Raw genomic sequence first — 20,781 nt, 5'->3', positions numbered from 1 at the left:
AAATAAAAAATGAGATTATTAAAATATCTAAAAAAGAGTTATTTTAAAAAACAATAATAAATCCTTTAAAAAAAAACAAATCAAAAAAAGTAAAAAAAAAACAGAGAAAAAAATAAAGAATTACCTTTCTTTTTTAATTTCTTGTTTTATTCTCTCCCACATTGCTTGTTCCTCACCACAACCTGAGACAATTATATTCTTATATCCAGAATTAAGAATCAATTTTACAATACCTTTGATTCTCTTTTCCATTTCGCTATAAGGATAAGGATAAAAATCAGCATTAAATTCATCTTTAATCTGATTATAATATTCCCTAGCAATTTCCACAGATTCCCTTCCAGGTATCACAATTAAATGGTCGGGATTAATTGCCCTTATAGCTTCAAGATGATCCTCAAATACCTCTTCCTCACCTACATCTGGTGTAGTATATATAAATTCTAATTTATTATCAATATACTGATTCATAAACAGTACATTAACCTTTAATGCATCACCATTATCACCCTGACCAAGACCTACCATTTTACCGTCATTTAGTTTTACAACCTCAAAACGTCCTGGAGGTAGAATCGCCATAGTAAGACCTTCAAAAACTTCACATGCAGTCTTTTCTATATTTTCTATCTTTGGAGTGAAACTTGCATATGCCGTTGTAGAACATAATGTATTATAAATATTGTGAATACCAAATGGTGGAACATCTGTATCAATCTTAAAAGACACATTAGTATCATTAGGGTAATTATAGACGTTACCTTCTATTGTAATAAACCATCTATTAGGACTTGTTTGTAATTTAGTGATTTTAACATTTGGTTCAGGTCTTTTAAATCCACATTCACATTGATAAATACCTCTATGATTTAAGAATCTTTTAGAATATTGGAGCTTCCTTCCACATACTGGACACTCAACATCTTTTTCCGGAAAAATATCATTATAATCTATATCAAGTCCGAAATAATTTACAGGAACATCCTTTTCTTTATTTTTACCAATGTAAACTGTTCTTGGATCATCAACATTTGCCACTATAACCCCCCTTTTCATATTTAAGGAAAGTTCCCTTTTAGCAGCCAAATATTTATCAAAAGGATTTTTGATACCGAGAACCTGTGTGTGTTCCCTTGAAATTGTAGTATAGACTACTCCAATAGGATCTACCAATCTTTGTACCTCACCAGGTATGCCGTGTTCAAAATCCCTAATACCATATTCAAATACACCAAGTTCAGATTTACCTTGAAGAAGACCCGTTGCAATAGCATTAACAGTATTGCTTTCAAAATTATAGCAAATTTGTGCATCTTTTGATAAAAGTTTAATCAACATAGTAGTAGTGGTGGTTTTTCCATTAGTTCCAGTAACAATAACAGAACCTATTTCCGGCTCTTTAGCCAAATTGTTTAAAGCCTCATAAGATCCGACATGAAGGAATAACCATCCAGGAAAACTTTTACCCATTCCTCCATTGAGATGTACTAAAAAGTTACCTAGTTTGCCCATACATTTAGCAAACTTATACCTAAAATTTCCAACCATAAATTGATCCACCCTTAAATTAAAAAATTTAAAAAAAATTTTATTAGTTAAGTATTACTTTTTTATAATATATAAAGTTTAATTTTTAAAAATATATTGGATTAAAACTATTTTTTTTACAAAATATAAGTTTAAAAATCAATAAATAGGTTTATACCCTTTTATAAGCTATTAAAAAAGAAATAAAAACATTAAAAATAAAATCTAAAAAATATATTTTTAAAAATATAACCAATATTATTAATTATCTACAGCATATTTCTGCAATCTATCAGCCAAATTGTTTAAATATCCTTTCATAGGTCCTGTTTTTTCTGCAGTTTTATATATTAATTTTAAATCATCTTTTTGTAATCCTTTAACCAGTACCAGAGCAAAAATATAAACAATTACTCCAACAACCAAACCTACAAAAATACCCCAATAAGTTTTAGGAACCAACATACATGCTGCCCCCATAATTAATGAGGCAGCCAATATTTTTAAAAACGCCATAGTTCTAAACTTAACGCCAGATACTTTATGGGTATAGATAATACATACAACCATAATAAATGCAGTACTTATGGAAGTTGCTAAAGCTGCACCATTAATATTGAATAATGGAACGAGTAAATAACTGAAGATAGTTTGGATAATAACCCCTAATATTAAAGATATCATAGGAATAATTGGTTTTCCAAGACCCTGAGTTATACTTGCAGATATAGTATAAACAGCGAAACATAACATGCCCATTACAAGTATTTGTAATGCAACGGTACCTAAAGTGTATTCATGTCCAAATAAAAGACCTAAAATAGGACTAGCAAACACAGCTGTACCTACACATAACGGCAATACAATAAGTATTACATATCTATAAGATTGATGAATGTATCTTGTAAGTAATTCATGATTATTTAATGAAAATGCCTCTGAAGCTGCAGGAAGTGCAGATGTTGCAACAGACATAGATACAATTAAAGGCAATCTAGCTATTGCACTTGCATTAGTGTAATAACCTGCATAATTACTTGTTAAGTAAGCACCAATAAATAAGGTACCAATATCATATAACAATACTTCTGCAAGACCAGTTATAACAACGGGAATTGAGAATTTTAAAAGCATTACAATAATATCCCGCTCTTCAGATCTTGAGATTTTCTTACGGCCTGTTTTAAACTTAGAAGTAACATCCCTTTTAAATAACCATATTGCAGAAAGAGATGCGAATAAAAATCCTAAAACTGTACCTAAAACAGCACCAGAAACTCTCCAACCAATCAATACAAATATTACAGCAAAACAAATCATACCCAGCTGTTCAAATGCCTTTGTAATAAGAATATCAGTCATTTGATAATATCCCTGAAATACTCCCCGATACAGTCCTACAATTACACTAAAAGGAGTGATTACAGCAACTAATTGTAATGGTAAAAGTGCAGCAGGCTTATGCCACCAGCCTATAGCAATAGGCTCTGCAATAAGATACATAATAGTGGCTCCAATAGCCGCCATGACAATTATTATTTTAAATGACGTTCGAATGACCTGTTGTTGCATCTGTTCATTATCCAAAGCAGAATATTCTGCAACATATTTAGCTATTGCTGAAGGAAGCCCTCCGGAAGCAGTGATATTTAAGAAATTTTGGAAAGGCAATGTAAGTCCCAATATACCATAATCAGCAGCAGTTAGTAACCATGTTAATATAAAACGGTACAAAAATCCCCCAATACGGAAGATAAAAGTACCAATAAGCATGATAAAACTACCCTTTGCAATTTTAGATTCATTATCTGACATAAAATTACCTAAAAATTCAATTTAACAAAAATAAGTTTTTTAAACAGTATAATATAATCTTATCAAATATATTTTATAAATTTTTCCATGTATTTAAAAGTAAAAAATTAATTTCCATAGATTTAAAGTCAATTAAAATTTTTATAAAATAAAGATAAAAAAAAGCAAAACACAATACCAAAACACATAAAAGGAAAAAATAGAATTAAAGTTTAAATTAATAAAAATAAAAAAAATATAAATTATCAAAAAATAAATAAGAATTCCTCTTTTCTTATTAAAAGAGAAGAAAAATTAAAAAGAAATTATAAAATTAATTTTATCTATTGATAATTTTCTGCTTTTTCATGGAAGTAAGCTTGTGGATGAGCACATACAGGACATTTTTCAGGTGGTTCAGGTCCAATAAATACATGTCCACAGTTAGAACAAATCCATACAATATCTTCTTCTTTTTTAAATACAGATCCATCTCTTACATTTTTAAGTAGGGTATTGTATCTTTCCTCATGTTCTTTTTCAATTGCTGCAACTTTTTCAAATAAAAATGCAATTTCATCAAAGCCTTCTTCTTTAGCTTCCTCTGCGAAGTTTTTATACATTTCAGTCCATTCTTCATGTTCACCTGCAGCAGCTGCTACGAGATTTTCTTCGGTACTTTTAATGTCTCCGCCTTCTAATATTTTAAACCAAATTTTAGCATGTTCTTTTTCATTACCTGCAGTTTCCTCAAAGATTTTAGAAATTTGTACATATCCATCCTTTTTAGCTTTACTTGCAAAGTAAGTGTATTTATTCCTTGCTTGAGATTCACCTGCAAATGCATATTCTAAATTTTTCTCAGTTTTACTACCTTTTAATTCAGGCATAAATATCATCTCCAAAATTACTTATATAACATATATGTTTTATTAAATATTAATTTTTTACTATTTAAAAAAAATAATAAAAGATATAATAAAAGTAGTAGTTGATATTGTAAATATATAAAAAGTGGATTTGATTAATTAAAATAAAATCCAAACCCTAAAAAAAAGACATGATAAAACAGCTAAAAAATATGAAAAAACTTAATATTATAAAACCTATTAAAGAAATTACTAAAAACAATAAACCATCTTAACGCAAAAGCATACAAATAAATAAAATAATTAGATTCAAAAAATTACTAGAAAGATTGTATAAGATTTACTCAGATTTAGATCCTTTCTCAAGAATCTTATTAATCTTATCATTAGCTACAAAAACACTAAGACCAAACTGGATAATATAATATGTGAAAATAATATACTCCATATAATTAAATTTCAAATACCATAAAATAAACAACAGAACATAAACAATAAAGATGATTATGCCTTTCTTCCTCTCATCCATATACACATATCCTATTCCAGGAAGTACAAGGTTTATTAATTCAACATTTCTAGTATACATTGGATTATCAATAATCTTTTTTTCTTTATCATCTAAAAGACTATAGTCAATTTCATCATACAAGTTCCTATCTTCAATAATAACACAACCATAAAAAAAGATATTATATTAAGATATGTAATTAACTTAAATAAATTTTTCACTGAAATTTTAAATGGTCTTAAATGAAAAAAACAATGCAAAAAATTAAGTTTTAATATTTTATATAAAAAAAATTAAAACAGGACAATATTGATTAAAAAAGAATATACAAATAACAAAATAATAACAAAAAAACTAAAAACAATATAATATTAATTCTAAAAAATCAAATGACAATATTTATAAGTAATGAAATACAATTTATTATACGATGTGCATAAATCTACACATCATTGGTGAATTTCTCAACCATTTTATAATCTATATAAAACATGAAATTCATTTAAAAAAAAAGAGTATTTATTATAATATGATTAAGAGTTTATTCCTAAAAATTACTTACCACTAAAAAAAAATATTATCTAAAAAAATTCTTAATTACCCTACCATGTTTATAAGAAATACTCTTTCCTACTCTATAATCTTATTTTCTTCAAATTTATATTATTATATTAAATTAAATAATATGATCTTTTTTATTAATAAAAGCTATTTAAACAAAGCTGTTTTATAAATTAATAATTATTTTAAAGGTTTTAATGATTTTTATTAAATGAACATTAAAAATAAACCAATGGATAGTTTATAAAACATAATATTTTTAAAATAATCAATAAAAAAAATTAAAATAATATTTTTTTACGGATAATTAATACAAATTCCTAATTTAAAATCAAATAGTAATAATTATAAAGTAAAAAGAACAATAATTAAATAGGGAAAAAGATATTTTTTGTCAAATGATAAAAAAGGAATTCTTAATCTCCATATTTAAGAGAAAAATATTTCATTAATCTTAAGGGCATGACTTTAAACATTGCTATTACGAATGTTTTAGCTTAAAGAAAAATTAGGAACTGACGTGTTATGTCCTTCACCCTGATTTACTTTTTTTAAAAGATTTATACAATATCATCTATTTCATATAAATTTAAGTAGAAATTAGTACTTCACATAAAAATAATATGAAATTAAAATAAGGAAGAATTAACATTTTTCCAAAATACTTTTATCTGCACCTGCAACATAAACAAGATATTCTGCTTCTACAATATGTAACTTAGATGGTATAACAATACAATGAAGAGGGCTTCCAAAATCATAATCAATCAATTCTGATATTTTACCTGCCTTGACAATACCCTCATCAGATCCAACCCTTGCAATACCAACGGCTAATGTATCCTCATTGATAACCTGTTCTTCTTCCGGTAAAGTGTCTTTAACCTTCATTAAATATTCGAGACCTTGATTAATACTCATATATCTATCTTTATGAGCCTGAATATCAAGAAGCACTAAGGTGTGTAGTTCCATATCCATATTTTCCTTAATAGCCATATATGGTGATTTAGGGAAGAAATTATGATCCGGAAATGGAATTGTTGTAACCTTTCCAAATTTATATCCCTGAAGACCACTTATTGCAGGAGCTGAGGATAAGATAGAAGAACCATGAATTACCCTATAATCGATACCTTTTCTAGCACATTGAACTAAAAAGTCAGAGTGTGTTGTGGCAATCAGCGGATCACCACCAGTAATAAGCGCAACATCTTTGTTTTTAGCTTCAAGTATAAACGGACTATCCTCTTCAACTTCAGATCTATTTAATATATGAATCTTAGAACCGATTTTATCTTCAATAGCCTCTAAAGTAGAACCTATTAATTTTGAGGTAAAAAATTCCGCATAAATTACATCCACTTCTTTTAAAGCATTTAATGCTTTAATTGACATATCATTTATATCAAATAATCCTAATCCAATCAAATAAAACATGTTTTTAACCTTTAAATTTAAATTATAAAATCAAAATTTCATAATAATTAATATAAAAAAATACTTAATATTAATTTATAACTTGAGATAAATATATTTTATAATAAGAAATTTAAACTTATTATTATTTAGGAATAATAAGCTATTTTTAGAAAATAGAAATCAATATTTTAAATTAAAAATACATATTATAATTTTAATTGAAAAAAAATATTTCTTTACATTTTATTTATTTAATCAATTTAAACAATGATATTATGCAATCTTTAAAAATTAGTTTACCTGCTGTAGATGAAGTACGTAAAATCATCATGGATATGGAAATTATGGATATGGACCATAGAATCAAGCCTGAGAAAGACTATGGGTATATTGGAATAACCTCCCCAGTCAGTGATGAGGAAATAGAGAAAATGAAAGAAGAGGTTATCAAGGTTAAAAAAGTGCGAAAACTTCTTAATGGAAGACCTCTTGAGATTGAAGTTGTGGACAAAGAGTTAGAACTTATTCCCAGATATCCCCATAGTGTTAGAGAAATGCTTCAAGGTAAATTAACAGATCAGGAGATTACAGATTTAAGAAACTCCTTTGATATCATAGGCAATATTGTAATTGTTGAGATTCCGGATAATCTTTTAGAACATAAAGAGTTAATCGGTGAAACCACATTAAAATTCACTAAACGTAAATCTGTTTATATGAAAAAAAGCCCCATTAAAGGAGTAACACGGGTCAGGGATATTGAATTTATTTGTGGAGTTAATAATCCGGTAACCATTCATAAAGAACAGAAGATACGCTTAAAACTAGATGTTAGTAAAGTATACTTTTCTCCACGCCTTACAAGTGAAAGGAAAAGAATTAGAGAGATTACTGATGATGGAGAAAAAATATTAGACATGTTCTGTGGTGTTGGTCCATTTTCAATAGTTATCGCAAGTAGAAACAAAGTTGACATAACTGCAGTAGACATCAATGATGTTGCAATAGATTACCTTAAAGAAAATATCAGGTTAAATAAATTACAGGGAAAAATACATCCCATATGCGGAGACATTAATAAAGTTGCATCCGAACAATTAGAAGGTGAAAAATTTGACAGGTTAATAATGAACCTACCTGGAACTGCATATGAATTCTTGGATACCGCTTTTTCACTTGTTGCACAGGAAGGAATTATTCATTACTATGAATTTGCACATGACTGTAATGAAGGCCGTGAAAAATTAGAAAGAAAAGCTGCAGAACATGGTATGACTGTAACAATTGAAAGATGCCATAAGGTACGTTCCACAAGTCCGGGAATGTGGCAGATGGTATTTGATTGTAGAGTACATTATTAAGATAAAAAAAGTATTTAAATAGAAAATTTAACTTATTAAAAATGAGTTTATTTAAAATAATAGAAGATCCATTTATAATGGATCTATAATACCTTTTTCAGTAATTATTCCAGTTATTAAATCATTGGGAACAATATCAAATGCAGGATTAATTACCTCTGTTCCTTTAGGGCAAATTCTACAGGAGCCATAATGAATTACCTCATCAGGATCTCTTTCTTCAATAACTGTATCATTAATATTGATATCCATATCAAATGTAGAATATGGGGCAGCTACATAAAATGGAATATCAAATCTTTTGGCAGCTAAAGCAACCATAAAAGAACCAATTTTATTTACGATTCCTCCTTTTGCAACTCTATCTGCACCAATAACAACCTTATCAATCATCCCCTGACTCATCAAATATCCGCTTGCAACATCACAAATAAGTTTTACAGGAATATTTTCCTGTTGCATTTCCCACACACTTAACCTTGCACCTTGACCACGGGGACGTGTCTCATCACAGATTACGTTAATGTTTTTACCCTCATCATTTGCAGCCCTTATAACACCTAATGCAGTACCATAATCTACACATGCCAATGCTCCAGCATTACAATGTGTTAATATTGTATCACCATCGTCAATAATTTCACGGCCATATTTACCAATGGCCCTGTTAATTTTCATATCCTCATCATAGATTTTAAGGGCTTCCTGTAAAGGATTTTCACTATCAAGAACTCTATCTACAGCCCAAAATAAATTTTTAGCCGTTGGACGTGCAGCTTTAATTTCATCAGCAGCTTTGTTTAAATCAACACCACCAATATCAGCCAATGCCATTCCAAATGCCGCAGATACACCGATAGCAGGTGCACCTCTAACGGTCATATTTTTAATAGCAGCAATAACCTCCTGATAATTACTACAATAAACATATTCTAGTTCATCAGGTAATTTCCTCTGGTCAATCAATTTTAATTTATTATTTTCCCATTCTAAAGTTTTCATAATACTAATTATATTTGAAAATTAAAAAAAGTTTTGATAAGGATATCCTAATAACATAAATTGTGAAATTAGAATACAAAATTTTAAAAAAAGCATGATAAAACTGGTCGTAAATTTTAGATAATTTCCAATTTAAAAAAAAAGCGAATCAATATTAAAATAGTTATAAAGTTAAAAATAAAAAAAATAGTTAAAAAATAAAGAATTAGAAATGACTACTTGGAGTTACGCCAAGATTATGGTCATGACTTTTCTTACCAGGAATTCCATAAGCATCTGCCCTACATTGGGTACATGCTCTGAAAACTGGAAGATATTCTTCAACTTTTTCCCTAGTGTTTTCAATTAATAGACAATCAGGACGCTCATAATTTTCCATTTTATTTAATGGTATGAGAGGAAGAACATTCATTAAAGAAGCACCACGTTTAGAAACCTCTTTTGCAATCTCTTCAATATGTTGATCATTTAATCCAGGAATAAGTACTGAATTGACCTTTACAATTACACCTAAATCATCAAGTAATTCAATACCTTCAAGTTGGTTTTTAATAAGTATTTTGGCACCTTCAACTCCCCTGTAAACTTTACCATGATAATGAACAAAGCCCACAATATCTTTAAGGATTTCAGGATCTATTGCATTTATTGTAACTGTTACAGTATTTATATTACAGTCTGCAATTTCTTGAGCCTTTTCAGGAAGTAAAAGCCCATTAGTACTCATACATTTAATAATTTCAGGATGAATTTCATTTAATTTTCTAAAGAATTCAAATGTTTCTTCATTTGCTAAAGAATCCCCAGGTCCTGCTACACCTACAACAGATATAGGTTCTTCCTTTAATATTTTTTCAACATGCTCAATACCTTGTTCTGGATTTAATATACATGCTGAAACACCAGGTCTATCTTCATCAGGTTCATGGAATGACCTTACACAGAAATTACATCCAATATTACATTTTGGTGCAATAGGAATATGTGCCCTACCTACTTTATCATGTAATTTTTCATTAAAACATGGATGAGCTTTAGTAATATGAGCGAATCTTTCTGCTTTATGATTTCCTTTACCTATTTCAACTGAAGGTCCAGATTGATCTTGTTTACCTTTAATATCAGCCATATTATCTGCCTCGCCAAAATTTATTTGAATAAATTTAATTAACCCCTATATGAATTATTATTACGATTTTATAATAATTGTTATTATTCTTAATTATATTACTTATAAAGTTTACCCTAATAAAACAAAAAATAAACTAAAAAAATAATAGAAAATTAAGATAAATTAATATAAATTTAGGATTAAAGAATATGATGATTAAAAATCAGGAATTTAATTCATCAATATACTCCTCTGCTTTTTCAACCCATTTATCTCTTATTAATTCATCAGTAGCAACAATAGCAATTATCCCATCACGGGAAACATCTTTAATTACTTTAAAACCTTCAGGAACAATCCTATAAATTCCATCATAAACTCTTTTTTGAAGATTAATTGAAGGGTTATCTACAACATACTCCTCAATAAACCTCTGATCACCGTCTAAGACAATTGTATATCTATCAGGCTGGTGAACATTTTCACGTCCATATTTATCCCATAATACTTTAAGAATATGTGGAAGGTAATTCTCATCATCAACAAATACATTAGTTTGATTATTATCTTTAAAGAATTTGGTATGTGCAACCTCTTTTAAATAGGTATTTGAACTAGTTTTTTTAGTCTTAATAGCCATGATGAAAACTACTTCTTTAGGATCTACAAAAGCTTTCATATCTGTAACAGAGGGTCCAAGTTGGAGATCTTGGAAAATCTGCCTAATAATCATATCATAAACTTCTGCTCCATCTTTATCATATGATTCAACTAACATATAAATCACTTATGCTTTTTTATCTTCTTGTCTTCTACCAAGTCCAGATACAAGTAATGCTGCCCCTACTGCACCGATATGTTGGGAATATTCTGGTACAATTATATCGATACCACCAAGAGTATCTTTAACAGCTTCAACCAAACCAGAAATTAATGAAGTACCACCTACTTGAATCAATGGTTCCCTTATATCGATTTCTTGGAGTTGTTGCTCATATACCTGTTGTGCTACAGAGTGACAAGCCGCATCTGCAACATCAGCCTTAGAACCACCTGCTGCCAAAGTTGTAACTAAATCCTGGATACCAAATACAATACAATAACTGTTTAAAACCGCATTTTTATAATTACCGGATACTGCAAGAGGACCCAATTCTGTAATATCAACATCTAAACGACGAGAGGTCATGTCTAAAAATCTTCCAGAAGCACCTGCACATATACCCCCCATAGTAAAGTTATCAGGAATTCCATTATTTACAGTAATTACCTTGTTATCCATACCACCAATATCCAATACAGTAGCTTCACCTTTTTGTTTACCTGCAAGATATACAGCACCTTTTGCATTAACAGAAAGTTCCTCCTGAATAAGTTCTGCATTTAACTGTTTTCCAATATTAATACGACCATATCCGGTAGTACCAATACCATCTAGATCATCCCAACCATAGTCAGTATCTGCAAATGCCTGATCTGCACCTTTGTAAACAGATTCCATAATATCCTTAGTAGGATTCCATCCAGTTCCAATTACTTTGTTGTTTTCCATTAAAACAACCTTGGTAGTAGTTGAACCTGAGTCGATACCAAGGGTTAAACCTTCCTGTTTTTCACGTGCCAAGATACTTCTTCTAGCTACGGTTGTAACTAAAGCTTCCATACGAATAAATAATTCATCTGCTTTGGTTTTTTCTGTAAATGAATAAGTTACAACAGGAATACGGGTATTTTGTTGAATAAATCTTCTAACTTCATTTCTTACCAATGCTGCCTCAGCACATCTGAAACATGAAGCCACAAATACTGCATCTGCTTTACAACGGCCTTCGACAATTGCCATTGCACGGGCAATCATCAATTTTAAACTTGAACTTTGAGCTGAGAAACCGAATTTAGTATATGCCTCTTCAATATAATCCAAATCTATCTCCGGAAGTATAATCTCTGCACCAAATGTTAAAGCTGCTTTTTCTATTTCTTTTTGAATACCACTGTATTCAGTACCACATGAAACTAAAGCTATCTTTACCATTTTAATTACCTCCCTCGGTTTCTTCAAGTGAATCTAAAAACTCATTGATTTTATTTACAAAGTCAAAAGTTTCATCTCTGCTTTTTGGATAACTTAATTCTAATTTTGGTATATCTCTTTTACGTAAACAAAACATGGACAATTCATTTGTCCTAGCACAGCCAACACAACCAAATCCTATAGGAGCATCATCTACAATAATAGCAGCTTCTGCAGCATCAATAAGAGGTCCAATAATAGACATCCTACCTCTAACACCTGATGGAACTTCAATAGCTGCATATTTCAATCCATTTAATGGATCATTTTCTGTAATATTCATAGGAGGAGAATCAATTTCAACATCCCTAACTTTTTTAGACATAGCCTTTTGTAAAGCTAACACTTCATGCCCTTTTCTCTCAATTAAATCCCCTAAGACTAAAGAATTTGGAGGATAAATAGCTACTTTAACCATTTTTTCACCTTAATACCACATATTTTACTTTATTAATTCCATATAAAAAGAATTATTCTTTTTTAGAATCTTCCTCTTCTATAGATTCTTTAACAATTTCTACAAACTCATCAACATCGATTGGTTTAGGTCTTTCAACATAAACATCTCTAGGATGTTTTAAAGCATCACCGACATCACCTAAAATTTTATATTCACTTTCCATTTGGTGAAAACCTTCTCTAGGTCCATATCTATGACCTCTACAACGTCTTGGATCACCTGGTGGGAATCCTCTAGATTTTGTAAAAATATTATAAGGATCTAATTTCCTAACCTCTTTTATAGCTTTCTCAACATCTTCAGATTTACCTGCAACCATCGCACCATAACAGGTCCATTTAACGGTTAAAGGTAAATCCAATAAGTGTAAATGATTAACAATCTCATTTTCACCAACATTAGCTTTAGGACCTAATATAATCATTCGAATAACATAATCAGGATCTGTCTCTTCTTTTGATAAATCTGGACTAATCGCTAAGTTCGCGGACATATAAAATCTCCCCTTCTTTTAATTCACCAATTAATTCTAAATCAGTTACTACTTTACCAATTATATTAGTAGCTTCAAACGGCTCAGCAGTAGGACCAAAATCGGAATTTGACTCAAATCTTACTCCAACCAAACCTACATTTTTCTTAATCATATTGGTTACACCAACAACACCTGCCTCAAGGGTATCCACATTTGGAGTATTCTCCGGTATAAGACCTTTGGACATTTTTGAATCACCTTCAAAAATAGACATATTCATTCCAGGAAAGGCAAAATGAACTTTTAATTGACCAATAGGTTTTTCAATTAAACCTGTAAGTCTTCTAAAGTACCAAGCAGTTCTCGGAGCTTTATCAGTAACCTCAATAACCGTAATCTTATCATCAGGATAAGCAGTGGTAGTAACCTTACCTGCATTTAAAATTTCCACAGTGGTTTCTGGATTCTGGGCAACAACCACTGCATCATCATCTTTAAATCCTTCACGAATATGCTCGATTCCTGCAGCTTTAAGGAATCTCTCTGCTTCGGCATTAGTTTTATTTAAAGTCATAATCCTAGGAGGATTTGCCCTAACAGTAATTTTTTCATTTAGTTTGGCAGAGTCTACCAATTCCATTCCCTTAGATACCTTACCAATGATTGTATGAGAATTAGAAGTAACTCTATCTTCCCTATAAATAAATACTTTACCTATTCCAGTACCATCATTTCTCATAGTAACAGTACCACGGCGACGAGGACCATAATCCTCTAAAGGTCTCCCAATTCCTTGAAGTTGATAAAAACCAAGTAAAGAATTAGCCTCGTAACTTACTTCTATTGTTCCTTTATCAATTAATGAGAATAGATGTTCAACGGATTTTGGAGAATTGAAGTTTGGTTCTATTTCAATATATGTAAATAATTCATAACCCTCTTTTAACTCGGTATCCAAATTGGATACAGAAGCACTATCTGTAGTTGTTGTTCTTTCAATAACGGGTTCAATATCCAAAATGGTATCCCCTTCATCCAAAAGGTTTAATGTTTTTCTACCACCTATAACATTTGCGAATACTCCACGATTATTATCCGGAACACCATATATGCTGAAATGTTTATCTTTCGAAAATATTATGTGAGTAGATTCATTACTAAAACCAGATAAACTTAAAATAACCTCTAAATCACGGTATTTATATTCATTATGGCTTGGTTCCAAATCAGTGACAATAGGACCCATAGCAGTTTCAGTTGATGAGGACCATCTTATAGGACAACCAATAAAATCTTTGTATTGCTTTTTCCAAACATCAACGATTGGTTTAGCTGCTAGTTCTTCTGCCATTTCAATTATAATACTGCCCTTAGGAGTTTTAATTTTAAATTTGTTAATATTCTTTTCAATCTCCTTTTCTCCTTTAATCAAACATAAAATGCATCCAGGAGTATAAGGAGCATTTGAAATTTGGATAGCATCTTTAATAGTAGAACCATCGGCAATTTCTATTTTTTCTCCATTAATTGTTATTAACATAAAATCTCCCTAATTATAATTAGTAAAATAAATTAAAAATTTTAATTAATTTGATTAAACTTTAAAACTGGATTTTCATCCTGTTTAAATACCACTATTTTTTGATTTTTATTTTCTAAATAAAGTATTTTTTCATTTATTACATCACCAACAACTTTTGTTGTTAGATTGTATTTTTCCAGATTATCAATAATCTCCTGACAATTTTCACTAGGAGCAGTCAAGACAAAACCAGCACCGGGATAAGCTTTAAGCCATACCTCCCAAGGAATATCCTCATTTTTTGGAATTTTCTCTAAATCAACAATAGCTCCAACATTGGAAGCTTCCAACAACATTTCCAAAGTACCAAGTATTCCAGGATTACTTATATCTTTACCTGCACTAGGTAGTTTTTCCTCTGCGATTTTATTCATAACTCTTATTTGGTCCCTTACAAGAATAGGATCCTTATCAAAGGTTGTATCCCAGTTTAGTTTAGTCTCCTCATCATAAAACTTACCGTCCAAATCAATAGAAACAAGTACCTTATCTCCAACATTAGCTCCAGATGAGCTAATGATTTTATCTTTATCAGCAATACCTACAATAGCCACATCAATAGAGGTATAATCCGCATCGGGATGGAAATGACCTCCAACCATTGGAACCTTGAATTTTTCACAACCACATTTAATTCCTTTAATCACTTCCTCACAGGTTTTCTCATTGTCAACTGCAAGTATATCAACCATTGCAATAGGTTTACCTCCCATTGCAGCAATATCATTTACATTAACTAGAACAGCACAATAACCTGCCCAAAAAGGATCAAATTGAAGTAATTGTCCCCAGATACCATCAGCAGCAAGCAATATTACTTGATTATTACCAATATCTATTGCGGATGCATCATCTCCAAAATCAAGACAAACATCCCCAGATATATTATAAACATCAGATAATAAATCTGTAACATTAGATATAGTTCCTTTTCTTGTTACACCTTTAAACTCTTGAATAGAATTAACCAAGCTAGTTAAATCCAAAGCCACACCTTCTAAAAATTTTCAAAAAAATCAACAATTTTTCTTATAAATAATTATTTAATATACATTATATTTTATTATTTCCCCTAGGAACATAAAATGAAATTTTATAAAAAATTGAAAAATAGAATGCCTAACTAAATTATTATTTTTTAGTGTATTCAATATCCATATCCTCAATAATATAGGTAATCTCATCGGATAACTCCTGAATTACATTTTTTAAATCATTAGAGTCCCGATTAATGATTAAATGATTAGATTTATTAAATAATTCCACATAAACCCTATGACCTACCTTATCATCATAACCGGAATTTACCTGGAATATTACAGAATCATTTGACTTATAACCGTCTTCTACAACCTTATCCAAATCCCCATCTGTAATACCTATAATAGGAATTTTAAACCTAAACAGAATATCAGAACCTAAGAGAGTTGTGTCATCACCAACAGTTACAATCAAGTCCATGTCCCTATAGGAATAAACATCCTCAGCAGCATGATCTAAAAAACCAATATTGTATACATCTTTATCTGATTTATGATTTATAACTCTAGGTCTTACTTTAGAGCGCCTAAGTAAACCTGTTTTAACAATAGCCGTATTTAAATCAATTTTTCCAAGTTTATCCACGCCATGTTGCTTAATTTCCCCACCAATTATATCAACAATAATACCATCTTTACTAACCAATGTTAAAGAAGAGGAATCTGACTTACCGATGACATTACCATTTACAAGAATGTTCTCACCGGGACTTACTCCATGAACTCTTCTCTTAACAATATCTGCATTGTTTTCATATTGATCTTCTTGAATTTTTACCGTATCATCAACACCAAAGTGTTTCGTTTCAATATCTTTAGGACTAATCCTTTTTATATGAAAGGTATCTTCAATATTTAAAACAAGTTCATCCATAGAATCCTTTAAATTATCCGGACAATTCCAAATAACAACGGTACCATCCTCTTCACCAGGTCTTTCAATTTGAATTAAGGGAATATCCTCATGAAAACTCTTATCCATATAATGATGTACAACCTTATATCCGAAAACATGACCAGTAGTGGCTGATTTACCATAATTCAATAAAAAGATAAGAGAGACATCTTCATCTGCAAAAAGAGACAATGAATCACTTGGGACCAACCTTTTAGAAACATCTATTTTATCCTCCATTGCCGCATCAATTACTGCAGTTCTACCCATGGTTCCTCCTAAACGACAACGAACATCTGCAAAATTAGATAAAAATTCAATAATTTTAAGTGCATAACCTGAATCAATAATCATAGGACCATGCACTACAACACCTATTTCCATCATATCAACTTTTTTAAAAATTTTATAAATTTATGCAATGATTATCTATAAAAATCATGTTAAAATAAAATCAAAAAAACATATATACTAAAACTTTAATTAATTAATTTCTGATTCTACGCTTAAAAATCTTAGAACCGCATATTTCACAGACATCCTCAGGATAATCTGCGGGATACTCCTTTTTACATCCTTCACAGGTTTTAACCCAATTATAAACCTGATTAATGCCTTTTGTAATAATGGAATTAAATGGAATATTCAATATTTTTAAAACGTTTTGAATAGAATAGTCATCAGACAAAACGATAGCTGAGCCATTTAAATCATTGATTTCCAAAGCCAATGATAGAAGTTGTCTATCAGGATAGGACAACCTTAAATCATCACCAGATTCAGATATAATATTATCCAATTTATTGACATAAAATTCACTAGGAGATTTGATAATTAATTTACCATCAGAAATAATCTGATCTAAATGAATTTTAGACTTTAAATCTTTAACCTCATATGTAATCTCAGGAACAGTATAATTTAAATTATCATTTGGTTCAAAACCATTAATAAATGCAGAGGCATCCAAAATTTTATATGTTTTTTCCATGATTATACTATAATTTCTAAATTAATAAAGATTATCAATAGAATTAGAAATAATTAATTAAGATAATAAAGATATAAAAAGAATAATATTTTATTTGGTGAGTAATTATGAAAAGCAAATCCATGGAAGAACACAAAAAACATGTTCCAATAGACGTTAAATGTGGAGTAATTACATTAAGTGATAGTAAATATAAAGATTCAAAAGAAGGAATAAACTCAGATATCTCAGGAGAGGACATAATCAATGTTTTAAAAGAAAAAGGCCATGAAATCAAAGAATATACTATCATCCCCGATGATAAGGATATGCTTTTAGATACAGTTAAAAAAATGAATGAAGAAAAAATTGATGCAATATTTACAACAGGTGGTACAGGTCTTGAATCAAGGGACATTACGATTGAAACATTGAAACCACTATATGATAAGGAAATTAATGGTTTTGGAGAGATATTTAGATTAAAATCCTATGAAGAGTTAGGCTCAGGGGCACTACTTTCAAGGGCATCTGCAGGAATATATAATAAAACAATTATCTTCTCAATGCCAGGTTCACCAAATGCAGTTAAAACTGCTATGGACATAATATCCGATGAAATCGGCCATCTAGTAAAGCATTCAAGAAAATAGATATTTATTCAAATAAACTTTTTCTAATTCTTTAAATAACCATTAAGGAAAAATGAAAAATTAAAAAATAGTTAAAACATGATCTAAAATAGATATTTATTTAAATAAACTATTTTTAATTCTTTAAATATCATATAAAAACAACAAAAAATAAAATAAAATAAAATAAAATTAAAACTTGACAATAATAGAAATAGCCAAAACAATAAAAAAAAAATATTTAATCAAATAGTTCATCAACAGAGATTAGAGGCTCTAAAGTTATACCTTCTTTTTCAAATGCCTCTTTTGCACCTTCTTGTCTGTCAACAACAACAAATGCCCTTTTAACAATACCTCCATTATCCTGTATAACTTTTATAGCCTTAAGTAAAGATCCACCAGTAGTAGTGACATCTTCAACAACAATTACATTATCCCCATTATTAAGTTCTCCCTCAATTTGTTTAGAGGTTCCATAACTTTTTTTCTCTTTGCGGATCATCAAAAGGGGAATTTTACTTTCTAAAGAAGCAGCAGTTGCAATAGGTACAGCACCTAATGCTGGTCCTGCAATTTTATCAATATTATCCTCTGAGATTTTTTCAGTGATTAAATCTGCAATAGTTTTAAGAATTTCAGGATTAGTAATTGCCCTTTTCATATTAACATAATAGTTACTTTCCTTTCCTGAAGCCAATACAAAATGTCCTTGTTCAAAAACTTTATTTTCTTTTAAAAGTTTAATTAAATATTCTTTTGAAGCCATAAATAAAACCTAACTTTAATAAATAGAAAAAAATTAAAAATAATTAAAAAAATTTAAAAAATTATATATCATAAGTATCTTTAAGAATTATTTTATCCCCAATTGTTTTAACTAAATCAAATGGAACAATATCTTCACTTTTAGAAGCCCTGAGTGTATTAGAAATTCCTTTTCTTTTAAGAACCAAAGATAGGATTTCATTAGATTCTTTATCAAACTCAATATCATCAACAATACCCATATTGTTAACATCGGAATCCAATACCTCTTTTCCAATAAGGTCTTTAACTATCCTCATAAACATCACCTTATAAATTAATATTATATAGTTTGTGTATAATCCTATTAAAATATAATCGATACCAATACAATTTTCCATTTAAAGATTTATCATGAAAAACATATTTAAATGAGAATATGAAAAACATGGCTAAAAAAAGATAAATAAAGCTTATTTATAGATTTAAGTCTAATCAACTGTTAGAATCCGATCTAGTGAATAAAAATTACTGATTAAATAAAATTTAGGGGTCTGAAATTTTTACATTTGGGAAAGTTTTTGTAGGGCTGTTTTTGACATATCGCATTGTTGTATGAGGAGTGTTCCTAACAATACATAAAAGAAATAGTGTTTTTTCTACAGATTTCGGTGTGAATTCGTGTATTTTTCTCATTTCTAATGAATTTTTCAATACTTTAAAGTAATCTTCTATTTTTCCACGTATTGGTTTATATTTCTTCCAATTGACAAGTTTATTTAATAATTCTTTTTTTAATCTTTTGAATATAGTTTTAGAGTTTTGTTTCTTCTTATTATTACTAAAAACGTCTAATGGATAGCTTAATTTGTCGTCGAATTTTTGTTTTGTAAAAAATTTTTTTGGAAAAATGAAAGGAACTATTTTGTATTTCTTAATTCCTATTTGGTAGTTTTTAAAGCTGCAATAGCCTTTATCGAAGATTAACACATCTCTTTTTCTTATCAATCTTCTCCTATGCAATTCTTCTAAAAATTTCTTCAAAAAGTTTTGAATCATTCGGGGCACCAGAATGTAATAAAATTGCAACAGGAGTTAATGAATCGTAATCAAGTACAAATATAGCTTTAAATCCAATATAATGGCCTTCTGAAGAAGAATAACTCCATTTTAAATTCATTTTTGCAAGTTTTTCTTTACTCTGTCTTCTACGATTGAAATAGAAATCTAAGTCTATTGGTGTGGCATCTACAATAAAAGTCTTTTTTCCCCTTCTTTTGTAGTTTCCAAAGTGTTTTAAAATGCTATTTACTGGATTGGTGTATTCCTTGATGGAATTTTTTTGCAAGTAATCATAGATTTCTTGAGCTTCTAAAACTTGATCCATTTTGAAAAATTTTCTGAGTTTATTTCTGCTTTTAAGATTTTTCACAACAAATTCCATCGGTAAATCAAAAAAAACATACATATAAATTGTGTTTTAATGACTGTTCTTAGTTTTTTAGTATTTTTAAATCCATTTGAGGTGAATATTTGCTGTGATCTTCTAGAATCGATAATTTTAAATATTTTGTTTAACATAACATAATTTGAGTCGTTTTTATCTAAATTTAAATTGTGCATCATACGTATCGTCAAATATATATTTATTGCACCTATTATTTAAATTTATTGATTTAAACGGCCTTTTTTTTATTTAAAACTAATTTTAAAAATGTATTATTAAAAATAAAAAATAAATCACACTT

Annotated in this window: 19 protein-coding genes and 1 pseudogene; 2 read left to right on the top strand and 18 right to left on the bottom strand. The window is 29.4% G+C overall.

All coding sequences use genetic code 11. The features are described 5' to 3' along the window. Positions 1-120: 120 nt before the first annotated feature. From ON24_RS00485 to dph5, 5 genes are all read right to left on the bottom strand, one after another. Positions 121-1,548, bottom strand: a complete 1,428-nt coding sequence (locus ON24_RS00485) for a Mur ligase family protein (RefSeq protein ID WP_040681578.1) — start codon at positions 1,546-1,548, stop codon at positions 121-123. 240 nt (positions 1,549-1,788) lie between these two features. Further along, on the bottom strand, positions 1,789-3,342 hold the full coding sequence (locus ON24_RS00480) for a flippase (RefSeq protein WP_040681577.1): 1,554 nt from the start codon (positions 3,340-3,342) through the stop codon (positions 1,789-1,791). A 323-nt stretch (positions 3,343-3,665) separates the two neighbouring features. After that, positions 3,666-4,211, bottom strand: a complete 546-nt coding sequence (gene rbr / locus ON24_RS00475; RefSeq protein WP_040681576.1) for a rubrerythrin — start codon at positions 4,209-4,211, stop codon at positions 3,666-3,668. 319 nt (positions 4,212-4,530) lie between these two features. After that, positions 4,531-4,842, bottom strand: coding sequence for a hypothetical protein (locus ON24_RS00470; protein WP_040681575.1), 312 nt, complete (start codon positions 4,840-4,842; stop codon positions 4,531-4,533). 1,065 nt (positions 4,843-5,907) lie between these two features. Then, positions 5,908-6,702, bottom strand: a complete 795-nt coding sequence (gene dph5, locus ON24_RS00465; protein WP_040681574.1) for a diphthine synthase — start codon at positions 6,700-6,702, stop codon at positions 5,908-5,910. 257 nt (positions 6,703-6,959) lie between these two features. On the opposite strand from dph5, the gene ON24_RS00460 reads away from it, so the two are divergent. Further along, complete coding sequence (locus tag ON24_RS00460; RefSeq protein ID WP_016358895.1) at positions 6,960-8,045, top strand: class I SAM-dependent methyltransferase; 1,086 nt, start codon at positions 6,960-6,962, stop codon at positions 8,043-8,045. Positions 8,046-8,117: 72 nt separating this feature from the next. Here ON24_RS00460 and mtnA read toward each other — a convergent pair whose 3' ends face one another. The 10 genes from mtnA to ON24_RS00410 form a co-directional block, all read right to left on the bottom strand. Then, entirely contained in the window at positions 8,118-9,047 is a 930-nt protein-coding gene (gene mtnA, locus ON24_RS00455) for an S-methyl-5-thioribose-1-phosphate isomerase (protein ID WP_040681573.1), read from the bottom strand. 205 nt (positions 9,048-9,252) lie between these two features. Next, the gene (locus tag ON24_RS00450; protein WP_236254908.1) at positions 9,253-10,176 is read right to left on the bottom strand and encodes a radical SAM protein; all 924 of its coding nucleotides are present in this window, start codon (positions 10,174-10,176) and stop codon (positions 9,253-9,255) included. Between the two features lie 205 nt (positions 10,177-10,381). Next, positions 10,382-10,936, bottom strand: coding sequence for a methanogenesis marker 17 protein (locus tag ON24_RS00445; RefSeq protein WP_016358898.1), 555 nt, complete (start codon positions 10,934-10,936; stop codon positions 10,382-10,384). 9 nt (positions 10,937-10,945) lie between these two features. Continuing rightward, positions 10,946-12,193: a methanogenesis marker 15 protein gene (locus ON24_RS00440; protein WP_016358899.1), complete on the bottom strand. Its 1,248-nt coding sequence runs from the start codon at positions 12,191-12,193 to the stop codon at positions 10,946-10,948. A 1-nt stretch (position 12,194) separates the two neighbouring features. Then, positions 12,195-12,650, bottom strand: coding sequence for a methanogenesis marker 5 protein (locus ON24_RS00435; protein ID WP_040681572.1), 456 nt, complete (start codon positions 12,648-12,650; stop codon positions 12,195-12,197). A 52-nt stretch (positions 12,651-12,702) separates the two neighbouring features. Further along, positions 12,703-13,185 (bottom strand): methanogenesis marker 6 protein, encoded by a 483-nt coding sequence (locus ON24_RS00430; RefSeq protein ID WP_016358901.1) that lies wholly within the window; start codon positions 13,183-13,185, stop codon positions 12,703-12,705. Continuing rightward, positions 13,163-14,707: a methyl-coenzyme M reductase-associated protein Mmp3 gene (gene mmp3, locus ON24_RS00425; protein ID WP_040681571.1), complete on the bottom strand. Its 1,545-nt coding sequence runs from the start codon at positions 14,705-14,707 to the stop codon at positions 13,163-13,165. The genes ON24_RS00430 and mmp3 overlap by 23 nt, the downstream gene beginning before the upstream one ends. Before the next feature lie 41 nt (positions 14,708-14,748). Beyond that, a complete protein-coding gene (locus ON24_RS00420; protein ID WP_040681570.1) occupies positions 14,749-15,735 on the bottom strand; it encodes a methanogenesis marker 2 protein in 987 nt (328 codons plus the stop codon). 145 nt (positions 15,736-15,880) lie between these two features. Next, the gene (locus ON24_RS00415) at positions 15,881-17,068 is read right to left on the bottom strand and encodes a DUF2117 domain-containing protein (protein WP_040681569.1); all 1,188 of its coding nucleotides are present in this window, start codon (positions 17,066-17,068) and stop codon (positions 15,881-15,883) included. Positions 17,069-17,171: 103 nt separating this feature from the next. Continuing rightward, positions 17,172-17,675 carry a type II toxin-antitoxin system VapC family toxin gene (locus ON24_RS00410; protein ID WP_016358905.1) on the bottom strand — a complete coding sequence of 168 codons (504 nt, stop codon included), beginning with the start codon at positions 17,673-17,675 and terminating at the stop codon, positions 17,172-17,174. A 107-nt stretch (positions 17,676-17,782) separates the two neighbouring features. Here ON24_RS00410 and ON24_RS00405 point away from each other — a divergent pair, with 107 nt between their 5' ends. Then, positions 17,783-18,307 carry a MogA/MoaB family molybdenum cofactor biosynthesis protein gene (locus tag ON24_RS00405; protein WP_040681567.1) on the top strand — a complete coding sequence of 175 codons (525 nt, stop codon included), beginning with the start codon at positions 17,783-17,785 and terminating at the stop codon, positions 18,305-18,307. 220 nt (positions 18,308-18,527) lie between these two features. Here the strand turns inward: ON24_RS00405 and pyrE are convergent, their stop codons facing one another. The 3 genes and pseudogenes from pyrE to ON24_RS09195 all read right to left on the bottom strand — a co-directional run bounded on the left by pyrE (position 18,528) and on the right by ON24_RS09195 (position 20,659). Continuing rightward, the gene (pyrE, locus tag ON24_RS00400; RefSeq protein ID WP_040681566.1) at positions 18,528-19,055 is read right to left on the bottom strand and encodes an orotate phosphoribosyltransferase; all 528 of its coding nucleotides are present in this window, start codon (positions 19,053-19,055) and stop codon (positions 18,528-18,530) included. 61 nt (positions 19,056-19,116) lie between these two features. Continuing rightward, positions 19,117-19,353 carry a PRC-barrel domain-containing protein gene (locus ON24_RS00395; RefSeq protein WP_016358908.1) on the bottom strand — a complete coding sequence of 79 codons (237 nt, stop codon included), beginning with the start codon at positions 19,351-19,353 and terminating at the stop codon, positions 19,117-19,119. Between the two features lie 243 nt (positions 19,354-19,596). Continuing rightward, a pseudogene (locus tag ON24_RS09195) lies at positions 19,597-20,659 on the bottom strand (transposase). Positions 20,660-20,781 lie beyond the last annotated feature (122 nt).

It is taken from the genome of Methanobrevibacter boviskoreani JH1 (assembly GCF_000320505.1).
GTDB classification, from domain to species: Archaea; Methanobacteriota; Methanobacteria; order Methanobacteriales; family Methanobacteriaceae; genus Methanarmilla; species Methanarmilla boviskoreani.
This window is presented reverse-complemented; position numbering and strand designations above follow the sequence as displayed.